This window comes from Stenotrophomonas sp. Marseille-Q4652 (genome assembly GCF_916618915.1).
Lineage (GTDB): Bacteria > Pseudomonadota > Gammaproteobacteria > Xanthomonadales > Xanthomonadaceae > Stenotrophomonas.
The window spans coordinates 3,098,063-3,113,366 of sequence record NZ_CAKAKE010000001.1; the positions used below are offsets into that span (position 1 = coordinate 3,098,063).

Consider the following 15,304-nt stretch of genomic DNA (forward strand, 5'->3'; position numbering starts at 1 on the left):
CGCCTTCCAGCGGTCCAATGAAAAATAGCCGGCGCCCCGATAGGCGCCGGCTATTGTCATCCTCAGCGTGGGCAGGACTCAGAACGCCAGGGTGACGCCGGCCACCGGGCCCTTGAACTCCTGCTTCAGCCCGATCATCCCGTCGTCGTTGCGGCGGTCCACGTCCAGGCGGAACCAGTCGTAGCCGGCGAACACGCCGAAGTTGCGGGTGAAGCGGTACTCGACGATGGCGTTGGCGCGGCTCAGGTCGCCGTCGTAATCACCGAAGTCGCCCCATGAGGTATTCAGGTACTGGCCCTGCAGGTTGACCAGCCAGCGGTCGCCCGGCTTGAAGGTCAGGCGCGCACCGACCACCGGCGCGGCGCCGTCGGCCTTGTCGTCCAGGAACTGGCCTTCATACAGGTCGCCGATATCGGCGTAGGCCTTGGCGCCGACCTTGGCGTACTCGGCACCGATCTGCAGGCCGAGCTGGAAGTTGTCGTTGTCCACCACCGCGTAGTCGTACACCAGGCTGGCTACCTGGTATTTCAGTTCGGCCTTGACGAAGCTGTCGGCCGGCACGGTCACGCCGCCATAGCTGACGTCCTCCCCCAGGGTCTCGCGCCGGTCCTTGTCGTACTTGAAGTAGTCGAAGATCAGCCGCTGGCGCTGGCTCATGCGGAACACGCCACCCACCCGCGGCTCCCACTCCTTGCCGCCGAGCTTGAAGTCCTCGTTGAAGGACAGTTGCTGGCCACCGGCGGTGGTCTCGCCGCGCAGGTTGTTGTCCGAGTCGATGTTCATCGCGCCCAGGCGCAGGGTGAAGCGGTCATCGTTCTCCGCGGCCGAAGCGGAAGGCGACAGCAGGCACGCGGCCAGCGCGCACGGCAGGGCAAGGGCGGTCAGGGTGTTGCGCATCGGGCATACCTCGTGGGGTGTTGAATGGGCCCCACTATCGATATCCGCGCGTCCACCATCCGTGATCGTACGGTGCAGGCCGCGTGCAATGGCCATCACGCAAAGTGAACAGGGTGGCCCCGGGCGGGACCACCCTGCCGCGGCCTGGGAGCATCGTTGACGAGGAGAAACGCACAGGCCGGGACTTCAGACCGCCCGATACCGTGCAAGTTCCCTGTTGCGTTGCAGCAAACAATCCTCCGCTGGGGCGGTTCCCAGCCCGAAAAAATCCGATCCGGCAAGCACTTGCGTCACGTGCGTGGGGTGGGGACAGCGGTTGTCTCGCAAAATGTCCCACTGCTATAATCTCCGGGCTCTACAGGGCGCCAGACCGGCGGCCTGCCTTCCCTCAACCATGGCAGGATGATTGTGCTGAACTCCGTTGATGCGGGTCGGCGACTGATGCTGCGCGCCGCGGTGTATCCGCTGGTCGCGGTGCTGGTCCTGTCGCTGGTGCTCCTGCTGCTGGGCCCCAACTGGTCCCTCGGCGCTGCACTGACCGGCGTGGCCGTGGTGGCGGGTGGCTGGGTCGCGGCAAGGATGGCGCTCGGTGGTGGCGTGCAGGCCGCAGGGTCGGCGATGACGCGCCTCATTGTGGCCATCGTGCTGAAGTGGGTGCTGGTGTTCGCCGCGTTGGCGCTGGGCTTTGCCTGGCTGCGGCTTCCTCCCTTGGCCCTGCTGGCAGGTATTGCCACGGGGCTGATGTTCCAGGTTCTGGCCTTGGCCAGGCGTTGATCGAATTCATAAAGGTTACGGACACATGGCGGGCGAGGCACAAACCCCTACCTCCTACATCCAGCATCACCTGCAGAACCTCACCTTCAAGGTGCAGGATGGTGGTTTCTGGACGATCCACGTCGACAGCATCGTGACCTCGGTCCTGCTCGGCCTGCTGATGGTGTTCGCCTTCTGGATGGCGACCCGCAAGGCCACGGCCGGCGTGCCGGGCAAGTGGCAGGCCTTCGTGGAGATCTGCCTGGAGTTCGTCGACCGCCAGGCCAAGGACACCTACCACGGCAAGAGCAAGCTGGTGACGCCGATCGCGATCACAATCTTCTTCTGGATCCTGCTGATGAACCTGCTGAAGATGATCCCGGCGGACTTCATCTCCAAGCCGCTGGAATGGGCGGGCGTCCACTACTGGAAGCCGGTGCCCACCGCTGACGTCAACGTGACGCTGGGCATGTCGATCAGCGTGTTCTTCCTGATGCTTTTCTTCGCGCTGCGGTCCAAGGGCCTGGGTGGTTTCACCAAGGAATTCCTGACCGCGCCGTTCGGCAAGTGGATGATGCCGTTCAACCTGATCCTGAACATCGTGGAGTGGCTGAGCAAGCCGATTTCGCTCTCCATGCGACTGTTCGGCAACATGTTCGGCGGCGAAATCGTGTTCCTGCTGATCTGGGTACTGGGCGGCGCCGGCATTGCCGGTGCGATCGCCGGTGGTGCGTTCGGCCTTGGCTGGATGCTGTTCCACCTGCTGGTGATCCCGCTGCAGGCCTTTATCTTCATGATGCTGTCGATCGTGTATCTGAGCCTGTCCGAAGACAGTCACTGATCCGCAAGTTTTCGCTTCACCCTTCATCCGCTTCGTTTCGTTTCCCAACCCTTAGCTACTCAAGTTCCTGGAGATAACCATGTACTTCGCCGCCCTGACCAACCTCGCCCAAGTCCAGAGCTCCACCGTCCTCGCTGTCGGCATCATGATCGGCCTGGCCGCGCTGGGTGCCGGTCTCGGTCTGGCCATCATGGCCGGTAAGTTCCTGGAATCGGCTGCCCGCCAGCCGGAACTGATTCCGGTCCTGCAGGTCCGCATGTTCATCACCGCCGGCCTGATCGACGCCGCGTTCATCATCTCGGTCGCCGTCGGCCTGCTGTTCGCCTTCGCCAACCCGCTGGCTGGCGAGTTCATCTCGCGCCTGTCGCAGGTTGCGGGCTGATCCAGCGATAGCGACACGGCCGGGCGCGTACGCCGCGCCTGGCCGCGGATGAAGGTTCGGGTGCGCCGCCACGGCGGCGCAGCCAACCCGTCAACATCGATCGAGCGAACCCCATGAATCTCGGACTTACCATCTTTGCCCAGGCGCTGGCGTTTGCCGGTCTGATCTGGATCGTCGCGACCAAGATCTGGCCGCCGCTGATGAACGCGATCGAAGAGCGCCAGCAGAAGATCGCCGAAGGCCTTGCCGCTGCCGACCGCAGCCAGAAGGACCTGGCCCAGGCGCAGGAAAAGGTCAACGAAACCCTGAAGGACGCCCGCACCAAGGCCAACGAGATCATCGATCAGGCCCACGCGCGCGCCAACCAGATCGTCGAGGCCGCCAAGAACGAGGCCATCGCCGAGGCGAACCGCCAGAAGGATCTGGCCCAGGCCGAAATCGAAGCCGCCGCCACCCGTGCCCGTGAGGACCTGCGCAAGCAGGTGTCGGTGCTGGCCGTCAGCGGTGCGGAAAAGCTGCTCAAGCGCGAAATCGACGCCAACGCCCACAAGGCGCTGCTCGACGAGCTGGCCGCGGAGATCTGATCGATGAGCCAGGCCCTCACGCTTGCCCGTCCGTATGCCCGCGCCGCGTTCGCGATCGCGCGCGACGAAGGCAGGTTCGCGCCGTGGTCGGACGCGCTGGCGTTCTCGGCCCAGGTGGCCGCTGATCCGCGCGTGTCGGCCCTGCTGTCGAACCCGGAGCTGGGTCGTGACGAAGCCATCGCGCTGCTGGCGCCGGAATCGTCGGGCGAAAGCTTCGGCCGCTTCCTGAGCCTGCTGGCCGAAGCCCGTCGCCTGCAGTTGCTGCCGGAAATCGCCGGGCTGTTCGAACAGCTGCGCGCCGATGCCGAGCACGTGGTCAAGGCCACCGTGACCTCGGCCGCCGAGCTTTCGCCGGTCGAGCTGGACAATATCAAGGCCGCGCTGCGCAAGCGCTTCGGCCGCGAGATCGAAGTCCAGACTGCGGTGGACGCCTCGCTGATCGGCGGCGCGGTGATCGATGCCGGCGACGTGGTGATCGACGGCTCGCTCAAGGGCAAGCTGTCGCGCCTGCAGAGCGCGCTCGCACACTGAATTCATTTAACGTCCGGCCTGACCGCCGGCACTAGGACTTGACCATGGCAACCACGCTCAACCCCTCCGAAATCAGCGAACTGATCAAGAACCGCATCGAGAAGGTCAAGCTGGCCGCGGAATCGCGCAACGAAGGCACCGTGACCAGCGTGTCCGACGGCATCGTGCGCATCTTCGGTCTGGCCGACGTGATGCAGGGCGAAATGATCGAACTGCCGAACAACACCTTCGCCCTGGCCCTGAACCTGGAGCGCGACTCGGTCGGCGCCGTGGTCCTGGGTGACTACGAGCACCTGCGCGAAGGCGACGTGGCCAAGACCACCGGTCGCATCCTGGAAGTGCCGGTGGGTCCGGAGCTGCTGGGTCGCGTGGTCAACGCCCTGGGCGAGCCGATCGACGGCAAGGGCCCGATCGGCGCGCAGCTGACCGCTCCGGTCGAGCGCGTTGCCCCGGGCGTGATCTGGCGCAAGTCGGTCGACCAGCCGGTGCAGACCGGTTACAAGTCGGTCGACTCGATGATCCCGATCGGCCGTGGCCAGCGCGAGCTGATCATCGGCGACCGCCAGACCGGCAAGACCGCCATGGCGATCGACGCGGTGATCAACCAGAAGGACACCGGCATCAAGTGCGTGTACGTGGCGATCGGCCAGAAGGCCTCGACCATTGCCAACATCGTGCGCAAGCTGGAAGAAAACGGCGCGCTGGCCCACACCATCGTCGTGGCCGCCACCGCTTCGGAATCGGCCGCGATGCAGTACATCAGCGCCTACTCCGGCTGCACCATGGGCGAGTACTTCATGGATCGCGGCCAGGATGCCCTGATCGTGTACGACGACCTGTCCAAGCAGGCCGTTGCCTACCGCCAGATCTCGCTGCTGCTGAAGCGCCCGCCGGGTCGCGAAGCCTACCCGGGTGACGTGTTCTACCTGCACTCCCGCCTGCTCGAGCGCGCCGCCCGCGTGTCGTCCGAGTACGTGGAGAAGTTCACCAATGGCGAAGTGAAGGGCAAGACCGGTTCGCTGACCGCGCTGCCGATCATCGAGACCCAGGCCGGCGACGTGTCCGCGTTCGTTCCGACCAACGTGATTTCGATCACCGACGGCCAGATCTTCCTGGAAACCGACCTGTTCAACGCTGGTATCCGCCCGGCCGTCAACGCCGGTATCTCGGTGTCGCGCGTCGGTGGTTCGGCCCAGACCAAGATCATCAAGAAGCTGTCCGGCGGCATCCGTATCTCGCTGGCCCAGTACCGCGAGCTGGCTGCGTTCGCGCAGTTCGCCTCGGACCTGGACGAAGCCACCCGCAAGCAGCTGGAACGCGGCCAGCGCGTCACCGAGCTGATGAAGCAGAAGCAGTACGCGCCGATGTCCATCGCCAACCAGGCGCTGTCGATCTACGCCGTCAACGAGGGTTACCTCGACGACGTGCCGGTCAACAAGCTGTTGGCGTTCGAAGCGGGCCTGCACGCCCACTTCGCCAACACCCAGGGCGAGCTGGTCAACAAGATCAACGCCACCGGCGGTTGGGACAACGACATCGAAGAAGCCTTCAAGAAGGGCATCTCCGAGTTCAAGACCACCGGCACCTGGTAAGCCGGCGATCCCGGAACTGAAGGGCAGGGGACGGCCGTGAACGCCTCCCCCCACCAAGCGAGCAAAGCGAGCGAGTAATGGCAGGCGGACGCGAAATCAAAACCAAGATCAAGAGCGTGCAGAACACCCGCAAGGTGACGCGCGCGCTCGAGATGGTCTCGGCCTCCAAGATCCGCAAGGCCCAGGACCGGATGAAGACCTCGCGCCCGTACGCGCAGGCGATGAAGCAGGTGATCGGTCACCTGGCCCAGGCCAGCACCGACTACCAGCACCCGTTCCTGGTCCAGCGTGACCAGGTCAAGCGGGTCGGCTACATCGTCGTGTCTTCCGACCGTGGCCTGGCCGGCGGCCTCAACAACAACCTGTTCCGCAAGTTGCTGGTGGAAATGCGCCAGTACCAGGATCAGGGTGCCGAAGTGGACATGGTGACCATCGGCCAGAAGGCTTCGACCTTCTTCCGCCGCGTCAAGGTCAACATGGTCGGCAGCGTGACCCACATCGGTGACATGCCGCAGCTGGAACAGCTGATCGGCGTGATCAAGGTCATGCTCGACGCCTTCACCGAAGGCAGGGTCGACCGCGTGTACCTGGTCTACAACCGCTTCGTGAACACGATGACGCAGAAGGCCAGCTTCGACCAGCTGTTGCCGCTGCCGCCGGCTGACGCGCAGGTCTCGCACCACGACTGGGACTACCTGTACGAACCCGATGCCGCGACCGTGCTCGAGCACGTGATGACGCGCTACATCGAGTCGCTGGTGTACCAGGCCGTGCTGGAGAACGTGGCGTCCGAGCACGCCGCGCGAATGGTGGCGATGAAGGCCGCCAGCGACAACGCCAGCAAGCTGATCGGTACCCTGCAGCTCGTCTACAACAAGGCGCGCCAGGCAGCGATCACCCAGGAAATTTCCGAAATCGTCGGCGGCGCGGCAGCAGTCTGATCCGCGCGCAGTCAAACCGCATTTAATTAGAGGATGCAGCAATGAGTCAGGGCAAGATCGTTCAGATCATCGGCGCGGTCGTCGACGTCGAATTCCCGCGCGAGTCGGTGCCGAAGGTGTACGACGCACTGAAGGTCGAGAACACCGAGATCACCCTCGAAGTCCAGCAGCAGCTGGGCGACGGCGTCGTGCGTGCGATCGCCCTCGGCTCGACCGATGGCCTGAAGCGCAACCTGGTAGCCACCAACACTGGCCGCGGCATCGCCGTGCCGGTCGGCACCGGCACCCTGGGCCGCATCATGGACGTGCTGGGCCGCCCGATCGACGAAGCCGGCAATGTCGAAGCCGACACCACCTGGGAAATCCACCGTGATGCCCCGAGCTTCGACGAGCAGGCCTCGACCACCGAGCTGCTGGAAACCGGCATCAAGGTCATCGACCTGATGTGCCCGTTCGCCAAGGGCGGCAAGGTCGGCCTGTTCGGCGGCGCCGGCGTCGGCAAGACCGTGAACATGATGGAGCTCATCAACAACATCGCCAAGGCGCACTCGGGTCTGTCCGTGTTCGCCGGCGTCGGTGAGCGTACCCGCGAGGGCAACGACTTCTATCACGAGATGATCGAGTCGGGCGTCGTCAACAAGGACAACCCCAAGGAGTCCAAGGTGGCGATGGTCTACGGCCAGATGAACGAGCCGCCGGGCAACCGCCTGCGCGTCGCCCTGACCGGCCTGACCATGGCCGAGTACTTCCGCGACGAGAAGGACGCTTCGGGCAAGGGCCGTGACGTGCTGTTCTTCGTCGACAACATCTACCGCTACACCCTGGCCGGTACCGAAGTGTCGGCGCTGCTGGGCCGCATGCCGTCGGCGGTGGGCTACCAGCCGACCCTGGCCGAGGAAATGGGCGTCCTGCAGGAGCGCATCACCTCGACCAAGACCGGTTCGATCACCTCGATCCAGGCCGTGTACGTGCCCGCGGACGACCTGACCGACCCGTCGCCGGCCACCACCTTCGCCCACCTGGACTCGACCGTGACCCTGTCGCGTTCGATCGCCTCGCTGGGTATCTACCCGGCCGTGGACCCGCTGGACTCGACCAGCCGCCAGATGGATCCGCTGGTGATCGGCGAAGAGCACTACAACACCGCCCAGCGCGTCCAGCAGACCCTGCAGAAGTACAAGGAACTGAAGGACATCATCGCGATCCTGGGCATGGACGAGCTGTCCGAAGAAGACAAGCTGGCCGTGTCGCGCGCCCGCAAGATCGAGCGATTCTTCAGCCAGCCGTTCCACGTGGCCGAAGTGTTCACCGGCTCGCCGGGCAAGTACGTGTCGCTGAAGGAAACCATCCGCGGCTTCAAGGGCATCGTCGACGGCGAGTTCGACCACCTGCCGGAGCAGGCCTTCTACATGGTCGGCACCATCGAGGAAGCCGTCGAGAAGGCCAAGAAGATGGCCGAGAAGGCCTGATCAGGACCGGGCGGCCAGTTCCGCCCGATCCCGTGCCGGTGACGGGCTGATGCCCGTCCCGGCGGTTCCCCGCGGTGGCCCGCCATCGCGAACAGCCAAGAGATTTTCATGAGCACCATCCGTTGCGACATCGTCAGCGCCGAGCAGGAAATCTTCAGTGGCGAAGCGACCCTGGTCGTGGCCACCGGTGAGCTGGGAGAGCTGGGCATCGCGCCCAAGCATGCTCCGCTGATCACCCGCCTGAAGCCGGGCAAGGTCGTGGTGACCACGCCGGCCGGCGAGCACCTGGACTTCGCCATTTCCGGCGGCATCCTCGAGGTGCAGCCGCAGGTGGTGACCGTGCTGGCCGACACCGCGATCCGTGCCCAGGACATCGACGAAGCCTCGGTCCGCAAGGCCAAGGAAGAAGCCGAGCGCATCCTGGCCAACCGTGGCGAGGCGATGGAACTGGCCGAGGCGCAGCAGCGCCTGGCCGAGGTCACCGCGCAGCTGCAGGCGCTGGAGCGCCTGCGCAAGAACCTCAAGCACTGAGCCGGGATTTCCCGCTCACCACGAGAAGCGCCGGCATGTCCGGCGCTTTTTCGTTTGTGGGTATGTCGCCCGGGCGTAGCGGTCGTGCCGGGCCAGCTCCGGTCCGGGGGCACGCACCTGCCATGATGTCGCGCGATATCTGCCGGCGGCAGGCTGCGTCGCCCGGTGGCGGCGCGCGAACTGGATCGGGCTGCGGATGAAACCGGCGTCTCAGCGGTAGACGACGTGGCGCAGCAGGAAGAACGACAACACGGCCAGCGCGCCCTCCACCAGTGGCTTGGCCAGCCACGCCAGTTGCAGTCCCAGTGCCGCGGCGACCATGGTCACCAGCCAGGTGCTCAGGACGGTGGCCGGCACCCAGATTGCGAGGAAGCGCCGGAAGCGCTTCCAGCCCAGCCGCTGGTGACCAGCGCTGGCAAAGGTGTAGCGGCCGTTGAGCCAGAAACCGAGCAGCGCGCCGGAACTGCGTGCGAGCACGTTGCCGGGCACCGGCGGCATGCCCAGCGCGGTGGCGACGACGAACACCGCCCAGTCCAGTGCCAGCTGCAGCAATCCGATGATGAGGAACTGGCTTCCCTGTCGGAACAGGCCCATGGGTGGTCCGTGGCGGATGGAGCCGACATGCTAACGGCCGCGGCCTTAGAATTTGTCGACGTTATCTCCCCGAGGCCAAAGCAAAATGACCCAACCCCTGCACGTCGTCATCCTCGCCGCGGGCGAAGGCAAGCGCATGAAGTCGGCGCTGCCCAAGGTGCTGCAGCCGATTGCCGGGCGACCGATGCTGGCGCACGTGATCGACGCAGCGCGGCAGCTGCAGCCCGAGGCGATCCACGTGGTCTACGGTCACGGTGGTGACGCGGTGCGGTCAGCGTTTGCCGACCAGCCCGACCTGCAGTGGGCCGAGCAGCGCCAGCGCCTGGGTACCGGCCACGCCGTGCAGCAGGCGATGCCGGGCGTGCCGGACACCGCCACGGTGCTGGTGCTGTACGGCGATGTTCCACTGATCCGCCCGGAGACGTTGCAGCGGCTGCTGGGCGATGGTGAGCGCCTGGGGGTGCTGGTTGCCGAGCTGGATGACCCGACTGGTTACGGGCGCATCGTGCGCGATGCCGAGGGCAAGGTCGCGGCGATCGTCGAACAGAAGGATGCCAGCGACGAGCAGAAGCAGATCCGTATCGTCAACACCGGCATCATCAGTGCCGAATCCACCGCGCTGCGCCGCTGGCTTTCCAGCCTGTCCAACCAGAACGCGCAGGGCGAGTATTACCTGACCGACGTCTTCGCCGCGGCGGCGTCCGAATTCACCCCGGCCGGCATGACCGTGGTCGCCGATTCGCTCGAAGTCGAAGGTGCCAACGATCCGTGGCAGCTGGCCCAGCTCGAGCGCGCCTGGCAACTGCGCGCGGTGCGTGCGCTGTGCCAGCAGGGCGCGCGCGTGCTGGATCCAGGGCGGCTGGATATCCGTGGCCGCGTGGTCGTGGGCAGCGACGTGCAGATCGATGTCAACGTGGTGCTGGAGGGCGAGGTCGAACTGGCCGATGGCGTGCAGATCGGTCCGTTCGTGCGGCTGAAGGACGTGAGGCTTGGCCCCGGCACCCAGGTGCGCGCGCATTGCGACCTCGAGGGCGTGGTCACCGAGGGCGCGGCGCAGATCGGTCCGTTCGCGCGCCTGCGCCCGGGCACGGTGCTGGCCGACGGTGTGCACATCGGCAATTTCGTCGAGGCCAAGAAGACGGTGATGGGCGTGGGCAGCAAGGCCAACCACCTGGCCTACCTGGGCGATGCCACGATCGGCGCCGCGGTGAACATCGGCGCCGGCACCATCACCTGCAACTACGACGGGGTGAACAAGTCCACCACCACCATCGGTGACAAGGCCTTCGTGGGGTCCAACTCCTCGCTGGTGGCACCGGTCGAGGTCGGCGCGGGCGCGACGATTGCCGCCGGCTCCGTGGTCACCCGCAATGCGCCGGCCGACAAGCTCACCGTCGCGCGTGCGCGCCAGTCGACCATCGACGGCTGGAAGCGTCCGACGAAGAAATGAGCGGAACTGGCTGGCGACTGCGTCCCGGGCGGGCGTCCGACGCCGCCACGCTGATCGGCATCGAACAACGTGCATGCGGATTGCTGCGGGGGCACCCGGCATGGTCGCTGTTCTCGCGCACCCATCTGGCGGCGGCCGATCACATCGACGCGGCCGGCAAGGGGCGCCCGTGGGTAGCCGAAGCGGAGGGGCAGGTGCCCGGCTACGCGCTGTACGGGGAGCTGGATGGCGCCGTGCACCTGGAGCAGATGGACGTGGAGCCGGCCGATGGCCGCCGCGGCCTCGGCGCGCCCTGCTCGAGCGCGTCGCGGCACGCGCCACGGCGGAGGGATCCGGGCGGATGACCTGGGTCACCCTGCGCGGTGTGCCCTGGAATGCGCCCTTCTACGCGCGCGCCGGCTTCGCCGTGCTCGATCCGGCCGGATGCACCCCCGGCCTGCACGCCGTGCTGGCGCGGGACCGAAGCCTGGAGTTTCCGATGCACCTGCGCGTGGTGATGCAGCGCTGGCTTGGCACGCGCGGCTGAGGCATCACGCCGGCGTTGCCGCCACGGCTCAAGGTTCGGGCAGCATCACCGCCACGCACAGCCCTCCTTCGCTGCGGTTCTGCAGCGACAGCCGACCGCCATGCGCCTCGACGATTTCGCGGCAAAGCGCCAGGCCCAGGCCGGTGCCGTTGCGCTTGGTCGAGTAGAACGGCAGCAGCGCGTTTCCCAGCACCGCATCGTTCATGCCGGGGCCGCGGTCCAGAACCTCCAGCCGGGTCCAGCCGGGCAGGCGCAGCAGCCGCACGCGTACATCGTCGTTGGCGTCGCCCTCGCCGGAGGCCTCATGCGCATTCTTGAGCAGGTTGAGCAGGGCCTGCTCCATCTGCGCCGGATCCACGCGCGCACGCAGCTCCGCGTTGGTGCCTTCCAGTTCGAAGCTGATCTGCCGCTGCAGGCGGGCGAGGAACTCGCCCCACGCCACGGTCTGCAACTGCGGCTGCGGCAGCTTGGCAAACCGGGCATAGCCGCGGATGAAACCTTCAAGATGGCGTGCGCGCTCCTCGATGGTCGAGAACACCTCGCCCAGCCGCTCGTGGCGGCCGCGGCGCACCAGCTCGGCACCGGAGTGGGCCAGCGAGGCGATCGGCGCCAGTGAGTTGTTGAGCTCGTGGCTGATCACGCGGATCACCTTCTTCCAGGTCTGCACCTCCTGGCGCCGCAACTCGGGCGTGAGCAGGCGCACCAGCAGCAGTTCGTGGCGCCGGCCATTGAGGCTGAAGTTGCGCCGCGACAGGTGGTAGACCTGTTCTTCGTCCTCGTCGTTCCCGTCGGCCACCGCGAACAGGCTGTCGCCGCCGCGGGCGATGGCCTCGCGCAGTTCGGCCGGCAGTGCGTCCATCAGCTCGTCCACGCGCAGGCCCTCGAGCCTGCGGCCATCGTTGAGCAGCTTGCGTGCGGCCAGGTTGGAATACACCACGCGACGCACCCCATCGCCACCGTCGGCCGACAGCAGCATCGCCACCGGCGTGTTCTGCACCATGGTGTCCAGCAGCAGTTCGCGCTGCGCCAGGTCCTGGCGTTGCTGGCGCAGTACCTCGCCTAGCAGCGCATGGGCCTGCACCAGCTCGCCCACTTCATCGTGGCTGCGCCAGTGCACGCCGAAGTTGAACTCGCCATCGCGATAGGTGTTGATGCTGCCAGCCAGGGCGCGGAACAGCGAGTTGAGCGGTGCCAGGGCGCGGCGCAGGCTCCACCAGGCCAGCGTGAGCAGGATCACGGTGGAACTGACCGCGACGACCCAGCCGCGGTCGATCCAGTAGGCGAACGTCCACGGCAGCGCCGCGGCCAGCGCCAGCACCGGCAGCAGGCGCAGGAACAGGCGCAGGAAGAGGGTGCGACGGATCCGCATCACGGAGCCTTCAGACCGTGGCGTTCCATGCGCCGGTACAGCGCCTGGCGGCTCATGCCCAGCTCGGCGGCGGCCTGCGAGATCACTCCGCCGGCGCGCTGCAGGGCGGCTTCGATCTGCTCGCGTTCCGGTTCACGTGCGGGTGCGTTGCGTACGACCGGCGCGCGTGGCAGTGCCAGGTCCTCGGCCTCGATGCGCGGGCCGGTGGCCAGCAGCTGGGCGCGCTGGATCACGTTGCGCAGCTCGCGCACGTTGCCCGGCCAGGGGTGGCGTTGCAGCGCGCTGGCGGCGCCGGGTGACAGTGGCTTGCCGCCATCGAGGAAATGCTCGGCCAGCGGCAGGATGTCGCCCGGACGTTCGGCCAGCGGCGGCATGGCCAGCTCGATGGTGTTGAGGCGGTAGTACAGGTCCTCGCGGAAGCTGCCTTCGCGGATCATCGCCGGCAGGTCGGCATTGGTCGCGCTGACCACGCGCACCCTGACCTGGCGCTCGCGGTTGGAGCCCAAGCGCGCAAAGCGGCCGGTCTCGAGCACGCGCAGCAGCTTCATCTGCCCGGCCGGCGGCAGGTTGCCGATCTCGTCCAGGAACAGGGTGCCACCATCGGCCGCCTCGAACTTGCCCTCGCGCGCCTTGTTGGCGCCGGTGTAGGCGCCGGCCTCGGCGCCGAACAGTTCGGCCTCGATCAGCTCGGCCGGCAGCGCGCCGCAGTTGACCGCCACGAATGGACCATCACGCATCGGCGAATTGGCCTGGATGATCTCGGCGATCTTCTCCTTGCCGCTGCCATTGGGGCCGGTGACCAGCACCGGCAACTCCGAGCGCGCGACCTGGCAGGCCAGGGCGACCACGCGCTCGCTGGCCGGGTCGGCGAACACCGCGCCACGCAGGTCATAACGACGGGCGAGGTCATCGCGGCGACGGCGTTCGCCATCGCGGCGCTGGTCCAGCTCGCGGCGTGCGTCGGCCAGCTCCAGCAGGTTGTTGACCGTGGCCAGCAGCTTGGCGTCCTGCCAGGGCTTGGCCACGTAGTCGGCGGCGCCGGCCTTGATCAGCTCCACCGCGCTTTCCAGGTGCGTCCACGCGGTGAGCAGCACCACCGGCAGGTCCGGATGGCGCTCGCGTATCGCGGCGAACAACGCCCGGCCCTCGTCACCGGAGGTGGTGTCGGCGCTGAAGTTCATGTCCTGGATCACCAGGTCCACCGGCTCGCTGTCCAGCAGCGCCAGCCCTTGCTCCGGCGAGGCCGCGTGCAGGGTAGTGAGGTCGTGCAGCGAGAACAGCACCTCCAGCGCGGTGGCCACGGCGATGTTGTCGTCGATGACGAGGATGTTGGACATGGAGGCTCGGACGTCGTTGGATGGGGAAATCGTAATGCCATGGTGCGGCGGTGGTTCGGTGCCGTAACCTGGTAACCGGTCACCTGCCACTGGCCACCGCACAGGCGCCAGACCATGGTGAAGTGGCCAGGCCTTCGCAGGGAAGCGATGCTGGCCCTGTGCGGTCGCGCCAGGACTGGATGCCCCGGCTGGCACGCAGGTTCATGGCTATCCGCATGGAAAGGCGGTGCGCGTGGCACCGCCACGTGCTTCACACGCTGCGGGTGGCCGTCGCCGGCGGGATCGACGCCGCACGCCTGGCCGGCGCATAGACCGCCAGCTGGCCCAGTGCCCACAGCAGCACCGCGCCGATCGGCAGGTAGTGCAGCGGCAGCCGCGCGATCTCGTACTTGCCCATCAGCAGCTGGTTGATGGCAAATGCCAGCAGCATGCCGAGCACGATGCCGATGCTGGCCAGCAGGAAGTTCTCGGTCTGGAAGTAGCGCAGCACTTGGCCGCGGGTGGCGCCCAGCGCCCGGCGCACGCCGATCTGCTTGGTGCGCTGCTGCACCCAGAAGCTGGCCAGGCCAATGATGCCCAGCGCGGTGACCAGCAGCAGGGCGACGCAGACGATGCCCAGCAGCCACGCCATTGCACGCGGTCCCTGGAAGTATTCCGAGCGCAGCTGCTCGAAGGTCTTGGAGTCGTCTTCCAGGATGATGCGGTCGGCACCGTTGGCCTGCAGCACCTTCTTCGCCGCTTCCAGTACTTCCTGGCGACGATCCGGATCGGTGCGGATCACGTAGTTGCCACCGATGTTGTAGTGGGGACGCAGCGGCAGGATCATCGCGTACTCGCGGGCGCTGGGGCCGCCCTGGCGGCTGGGCCGGATCAGGTGCTCGACCACGCCCACCACGCGGGTCGGCTGCTCGTCACCGCTGTAGTAGCCCTTGCCGATCGGGTCCTCGCCGGGCCACAGCCGGTCGGCCATCTTGCGGGTGATGATCGACGAGGGCAGGCTGCCTTCGGTCAGCCCCGCCATCAGGGTCGAGGCGTCCTTGTACTCGTCCGGGGTGAAGGCGCGACCGGCCACCAGTTTCAGGCCAAACGTGTCGAGGAACTGCTCGTCGGCCATGTACATGGTCGCGCTCATCGTGGCCTGCTGCTGGTCCGGGCTCAGCCGCACCGAGTTGTTCCATGACGAGCTAACGAACGGTACCTGATTGGTCACGGTGGCGTTCCTGACCCCGGGCAGGCCGCGCAGCGCGGCGAGGTCGCTGCGGGTGCGGGCATCCTGTTCGGCATCGCTGCCGATGCTGGTGATCTGGATGCGGACCAGCTCGTTCTCGGCCAGGCCGCTGACCTCGCGGACTTCGGTCAGGCGCTCGCTGATCATGAACAGCGCGTTGCAGATGATGGCGCAGGTCAGCGCGATCTCGATGACGATCAGCGAGGCCGCGGTCTTGTGGCGCATCAGGGTGGAAAGGATGGGACGGATGTCCATGGTGCGTCTCCGGTAAGCGTGCGG

At 66.6% G+C, this 15,304-nt stretch carries 17 protein-coding genes; 12 read left to right on the forward strand and 5 right to left on the reverse strand.

The window, feature by feature from the left end; translation table 11 throughout:
* Positions 1-78: 78 nt before the first annotated feature.
* The gene (locus tag LG380_RS14690; protein WP_225766100.1) at positions 79-897 is read right to left on the reverse strand and encodes a hypothetical protein; all 819 of its coding nucleotides are present in this window, start codon (positions 895-897) and stop codon (positions 79-81) included.
* Positions 898-1,305: 408 nt separating this feature from the next.
* On the opposite strand from LG380_RS14690, the gene LG380_RS14695 reads away from it, so the two are divergent.
* From LG380_RS14695 to LG380_RS14735, 9 genes are all read left to right on the forward strand, one after another.
* The gene (locus LG380_RS14695; protein WP_225766661.1) at positions 1,306-1,671 is read left to right on the forward strand and encodes an ATP synthase subunit I; all 366 of its coding nucleotides are present in this window, start codon (positions 1,306-1,308) and stop codon (positions 1,669-1,671) included.
* A gap of 25 nt (positions 1,672-1,696) precedes the next feature.
* Positions 1,697-2,491 carry a F0F1 ATP synthase subunit A gene (gene atpB / locus LG380_RS14700; protein WP_225766103.1) on the forward strand — a complete coding sequence of 265 codons (795 nt, stop codon included), beginning with the start codon at positions 1,697-1,699 and terminating at the stop codon, positions 2,489-2,491.
* Between the two features lie 79 nt (positions 2,492-2,570).
* Positions 2,571-2,873, forward strand: coding sequence for a F0F1 ATP synthase subunit C (gene atpE / locus LG380_RS14705; RefSeq protein WP_225766104.1), 303 nt, complete (start codon positions 2,571-2,573; stop codon positions 2,871-2,873).
* Between the two features lie 113 nt (positions 2,874-2,986).
* On the forward strand, positions 2,987-3,457 hold the full coding sequence (locus LG380_RS14710) for a F0F1 ATP synthase subunit B (RefSeq protein ID WP_225766105.1): 471 nt from the start codon (positions 2,987-2,989) through the stop codon (positions 3,455-3,457).
* Positions 3,458-3,460: 3 nt separating this feature from the next.
* Complete coding sequence (locus tag LG380_RS14715; RefSeq protein ID WP_225766106.1) at positions 3,461-3,988, forward strand: F0F1 ATP synthase subunit delta; 528 nt, start codon at positions 3,461-3,463, stop codon at positions 3,986-3,988.
* Positions 3,989-4,032: 44 nt separating this feature from the next.
* Complete coding sequence (atpA, locus tag LG380_RS14720; protein ID WP_225766107.1) at positions 4,033-5,580, forward strand: F0F1 ATP synthase subunit alpha; 1,548 nt, start codon at positions 4,033-4,035, stop codon at positions 5,578-5,580.
* Between the two features lie 77 nt (positions 5,581-5,657).
* Positions 5,658-6,521 (forward strand): F0F1 ATP synthase subunit gamma, encoded by an 864-nt coding sequence (gene atpG, locus LG380_RS14725; RefSeq protein ID WP_225766108.1) that lies wholly within the window; start codon positions 5,658-5,660, stop codon positions 6,519-6,521.
* Positions 6,522-6,562: 41 nt separating this feature from the next.
* A complete protein-coding gene (atpD, locus tag LG380_RS14730) occupies positions 6,563-7,990 on the forward strand; it encodes a F0F1 ATP synthase subunit beta (protein ID WP_225766109.1) in 1,428 nt (475 codons plus the stop codon).
* A gap of 108 nt (positions 7,991-8,098) precedes the next feature.
* Positions 8,099-8,521, forward strand: coding sequence for a F0F1 ATP synthase subunit epsilon (locus tag LG380_RS14735; RefSeq protein WP_225766110.1), 423 nt, complete (start codon positions 8,099-8,101; stop codon positions 8,519-8,521).
* Between the two features lie 210 nt (positions 8,522-8,731).
* On the opposite strand, the gene LG380_RS14740 is transcribed toward LG380_RS14735, so the two are convergent.
* A complete protein-coding gene (locus LG380_RS14740; RefSeq protein WP_225766111.1) occupies positions 8,732-9,115 on the reverse strand; it encodes a GtrA family protein in 384 nt (127 codons plus the stop codon).
* A gap of 85 nt (positions 9,116-9,200) precedes the next feature.
* On the opposite strand from LG380_RS14740, the gene glmU reads away from it, so the two are divergent.
* The 3 genes from glmU to LG380_RS14755 are packed head-to-tail and all read left to right on the forward strand — an operon-like array spanning position 9,201 to position 11,091.
* Positions 9,201-10,565 (forward strand): bifunctional UDP-N-acetylglucosamine diphosphorylase/glucosamine-1-phosphate N-acetyltransferase GlmU, encoded by a 1,365-nt coding sequence (gene glmU, locus LG380_RS14745; protein WP_225766112.1) that lies wholly within the window; start codon positions 9,201-9,203, stop codon positions 10,563-10,565.
* Positions 10,562-10,909, forward strand: coding sequence for a hypothetical protein (locus LG380_RS14750; protein ID WP_225766114.1), 348 nt, complete (start codon positions 10,562-10,564; stop codon positions 10,907-10,909). Before glmU ends, LG380_RS14750 begins: the two co-directional genes overlap by 4 nt.
* Positions 10,906-11,091, forward strand: coding sequence for a hypothetical protein (locus LG380_RS14755; protein WP_225766116.1), 186 nt, complete (start codon positions 10,906-10,908; stop codon positions 11,089-11,091). Before LG380_RS14750 ends, LG380_RS14755 begins: the two co-directional genes overlap by 4 nt.
* A gap of 28 nt (positions 11,092-11,119) precedes the next feature.
* On the opposite strand, the gene LG380_RS14760 is transcribed toward LG380_RS14755, so the two are convergent.
* From LG380_RS14760 to LG380_RS14770, 3 genes are all read right to left on the reverse strand, one after another.
* Positions 11,120-12,460, reverse strand: a complete 1,341-nt coding sequence (locus tag LG380_RS14760) for an ATP-binding protein (protein WP_225766118.1) — start codon at positions 12,458-12,460, stop codon at positions 11,120-11,122.
* Positions 12,460-13,797, reverse strand: coding sequence for a sigma-54 dependent transcriptional regulator (locus LG380_RS14765; RefSeq protein ID WP_225766119.1), 1,338 nt, complete (start codon positions 13,795-13,797; stop codon positions 12,460-12,462). Before LG380_RS14765 ends, LG380_RS14760 begins: the two co-directional genes overlap by 1 nt.
* A gap of 250 nt (positions 13,798-14,047) precedes the next feature.
* Positions 14,048-15,280 carry an FtsX-like permease family protein gene (locus LG380_RS14770; protein ID WP_225766121.1) on the reverse strand — a complete coding sequence of 411 codons (1,233 nt, stop codon included), beginning with the start codon at positions 15,278-15,280 and terminating at the stop codon, positions 14,048-14,050.
* Positions 15,281-15,304 lie beyond the last annotated feature (24 nt).

Bases quoted from the DNA above. Each gene is read 5' to 3' on its own strand.
- LG380_RS14690 (WP_225766100.1), bottom strand. From the start codon at position 897: ATGCGCAACACCCTGACCGCCCTTGCCCTGCCGTGCGCGCTGGCCGCG.
- atpB (WP_225766103.1), top strand. From the start codon at position 1,697: ATGGCGGGCGAGGCACAAACCCCTACCTCCTACATCCAGCATCACCTG.
- atpE (WP_225766104.1), top strand. From the start codon at position 2,571: ATGTACTTCGCCGCCCTGACCAACCTCGCCCAAGTCCAGAGCTCCACC.
- LG380_RS14710 (WP_225766105.1), top strand. From the start codon at position 2,987: ATGAATCTCGGACTTACCATCTTTGCCCAGGCGCTGGCGTTTGCCGGT.
- LG380_RS14715 (WP_225766106.1), top strand. From the start codon at position 3,461: ATGAGCCAGGCCCTCACGCTTGCCCGTCCGTATGCCCGCGCCGCGTTC.
- atpA (WP_225766107.1), top strand. From the start codon at position 4,033: ATGGCAACCACGCTCAACCCCTCCGAAATCAGCGAACTGATCAAGAAC.
- atpG (WP_225766108.1), top strand. From the start codon at position 5,658: ATGGCAGGCGGACGCGAAATCAAAACCAAGATCAAGAGCGTGCAGAAC.
- atpD (WP_225766109.1), top strand. From the start codon at position 6,563: ATGAGTCAGGGCAAGATCGTTCAGATCATCGGCGCGGTCGTCGACGTC.
- LG380_RS14735 (WP_225766110.1), top strand. From the start codon at position 8,099: ATGAGCACCATCCGTTGCGACATCGTCAGCGCCGAGCAGGAAATCTTC.
- LG380_RS14740 (WP_225766111.1), bottom strand. From the start codon at position 9,115: ATGGGCCTGTTCCGACAGGGAAGCCAGTTCCTCATCATCGGATTGCTG.
- glmU (WP_225766112.1), top strand. From the start codon at position 9,201: ATGACCCAACCCCTGCACGTCGTCATCCTCGCCGCGGGCGAAGGCAAG.
- LG380_RS14750 (WP_225766114.1), top strand. From the start codon at position 10,562: ATGAGCGGAACTGGCTGGCGACTGCGTCCCGGGCGGGCGTCCGACGCC.
- LG380_RS14755 (WP_225766116.1), top strand. From the start codon at position 10,906: ATGACCTGGGTCACCCTGCGCGGTGTGCCCTGGAATGCGCCCTTCTAC.
- LG380_RS14760 (WP_225766118.1), bottom strand. From the start codon at position 12,460: ATGCGGATCCGTCGCACCCTCTTCCTGCGCCTGTTCCTGCGCCTGCTG.
- LG380_RS14765 (WP_225766119.1), bottom strand. From the start codon at position 13,797: ATGTCCAACATCCTCGTCATCGACGACAACATCGCCGTGGCCACCGCG.
- LG380_RS14770 (WP_225766121.1), bottom strand. From the start codon at position 15,280: ATGGACATCCGTCCCATCCTTTCCACCCTGATGCGCCACAAGACCGCG.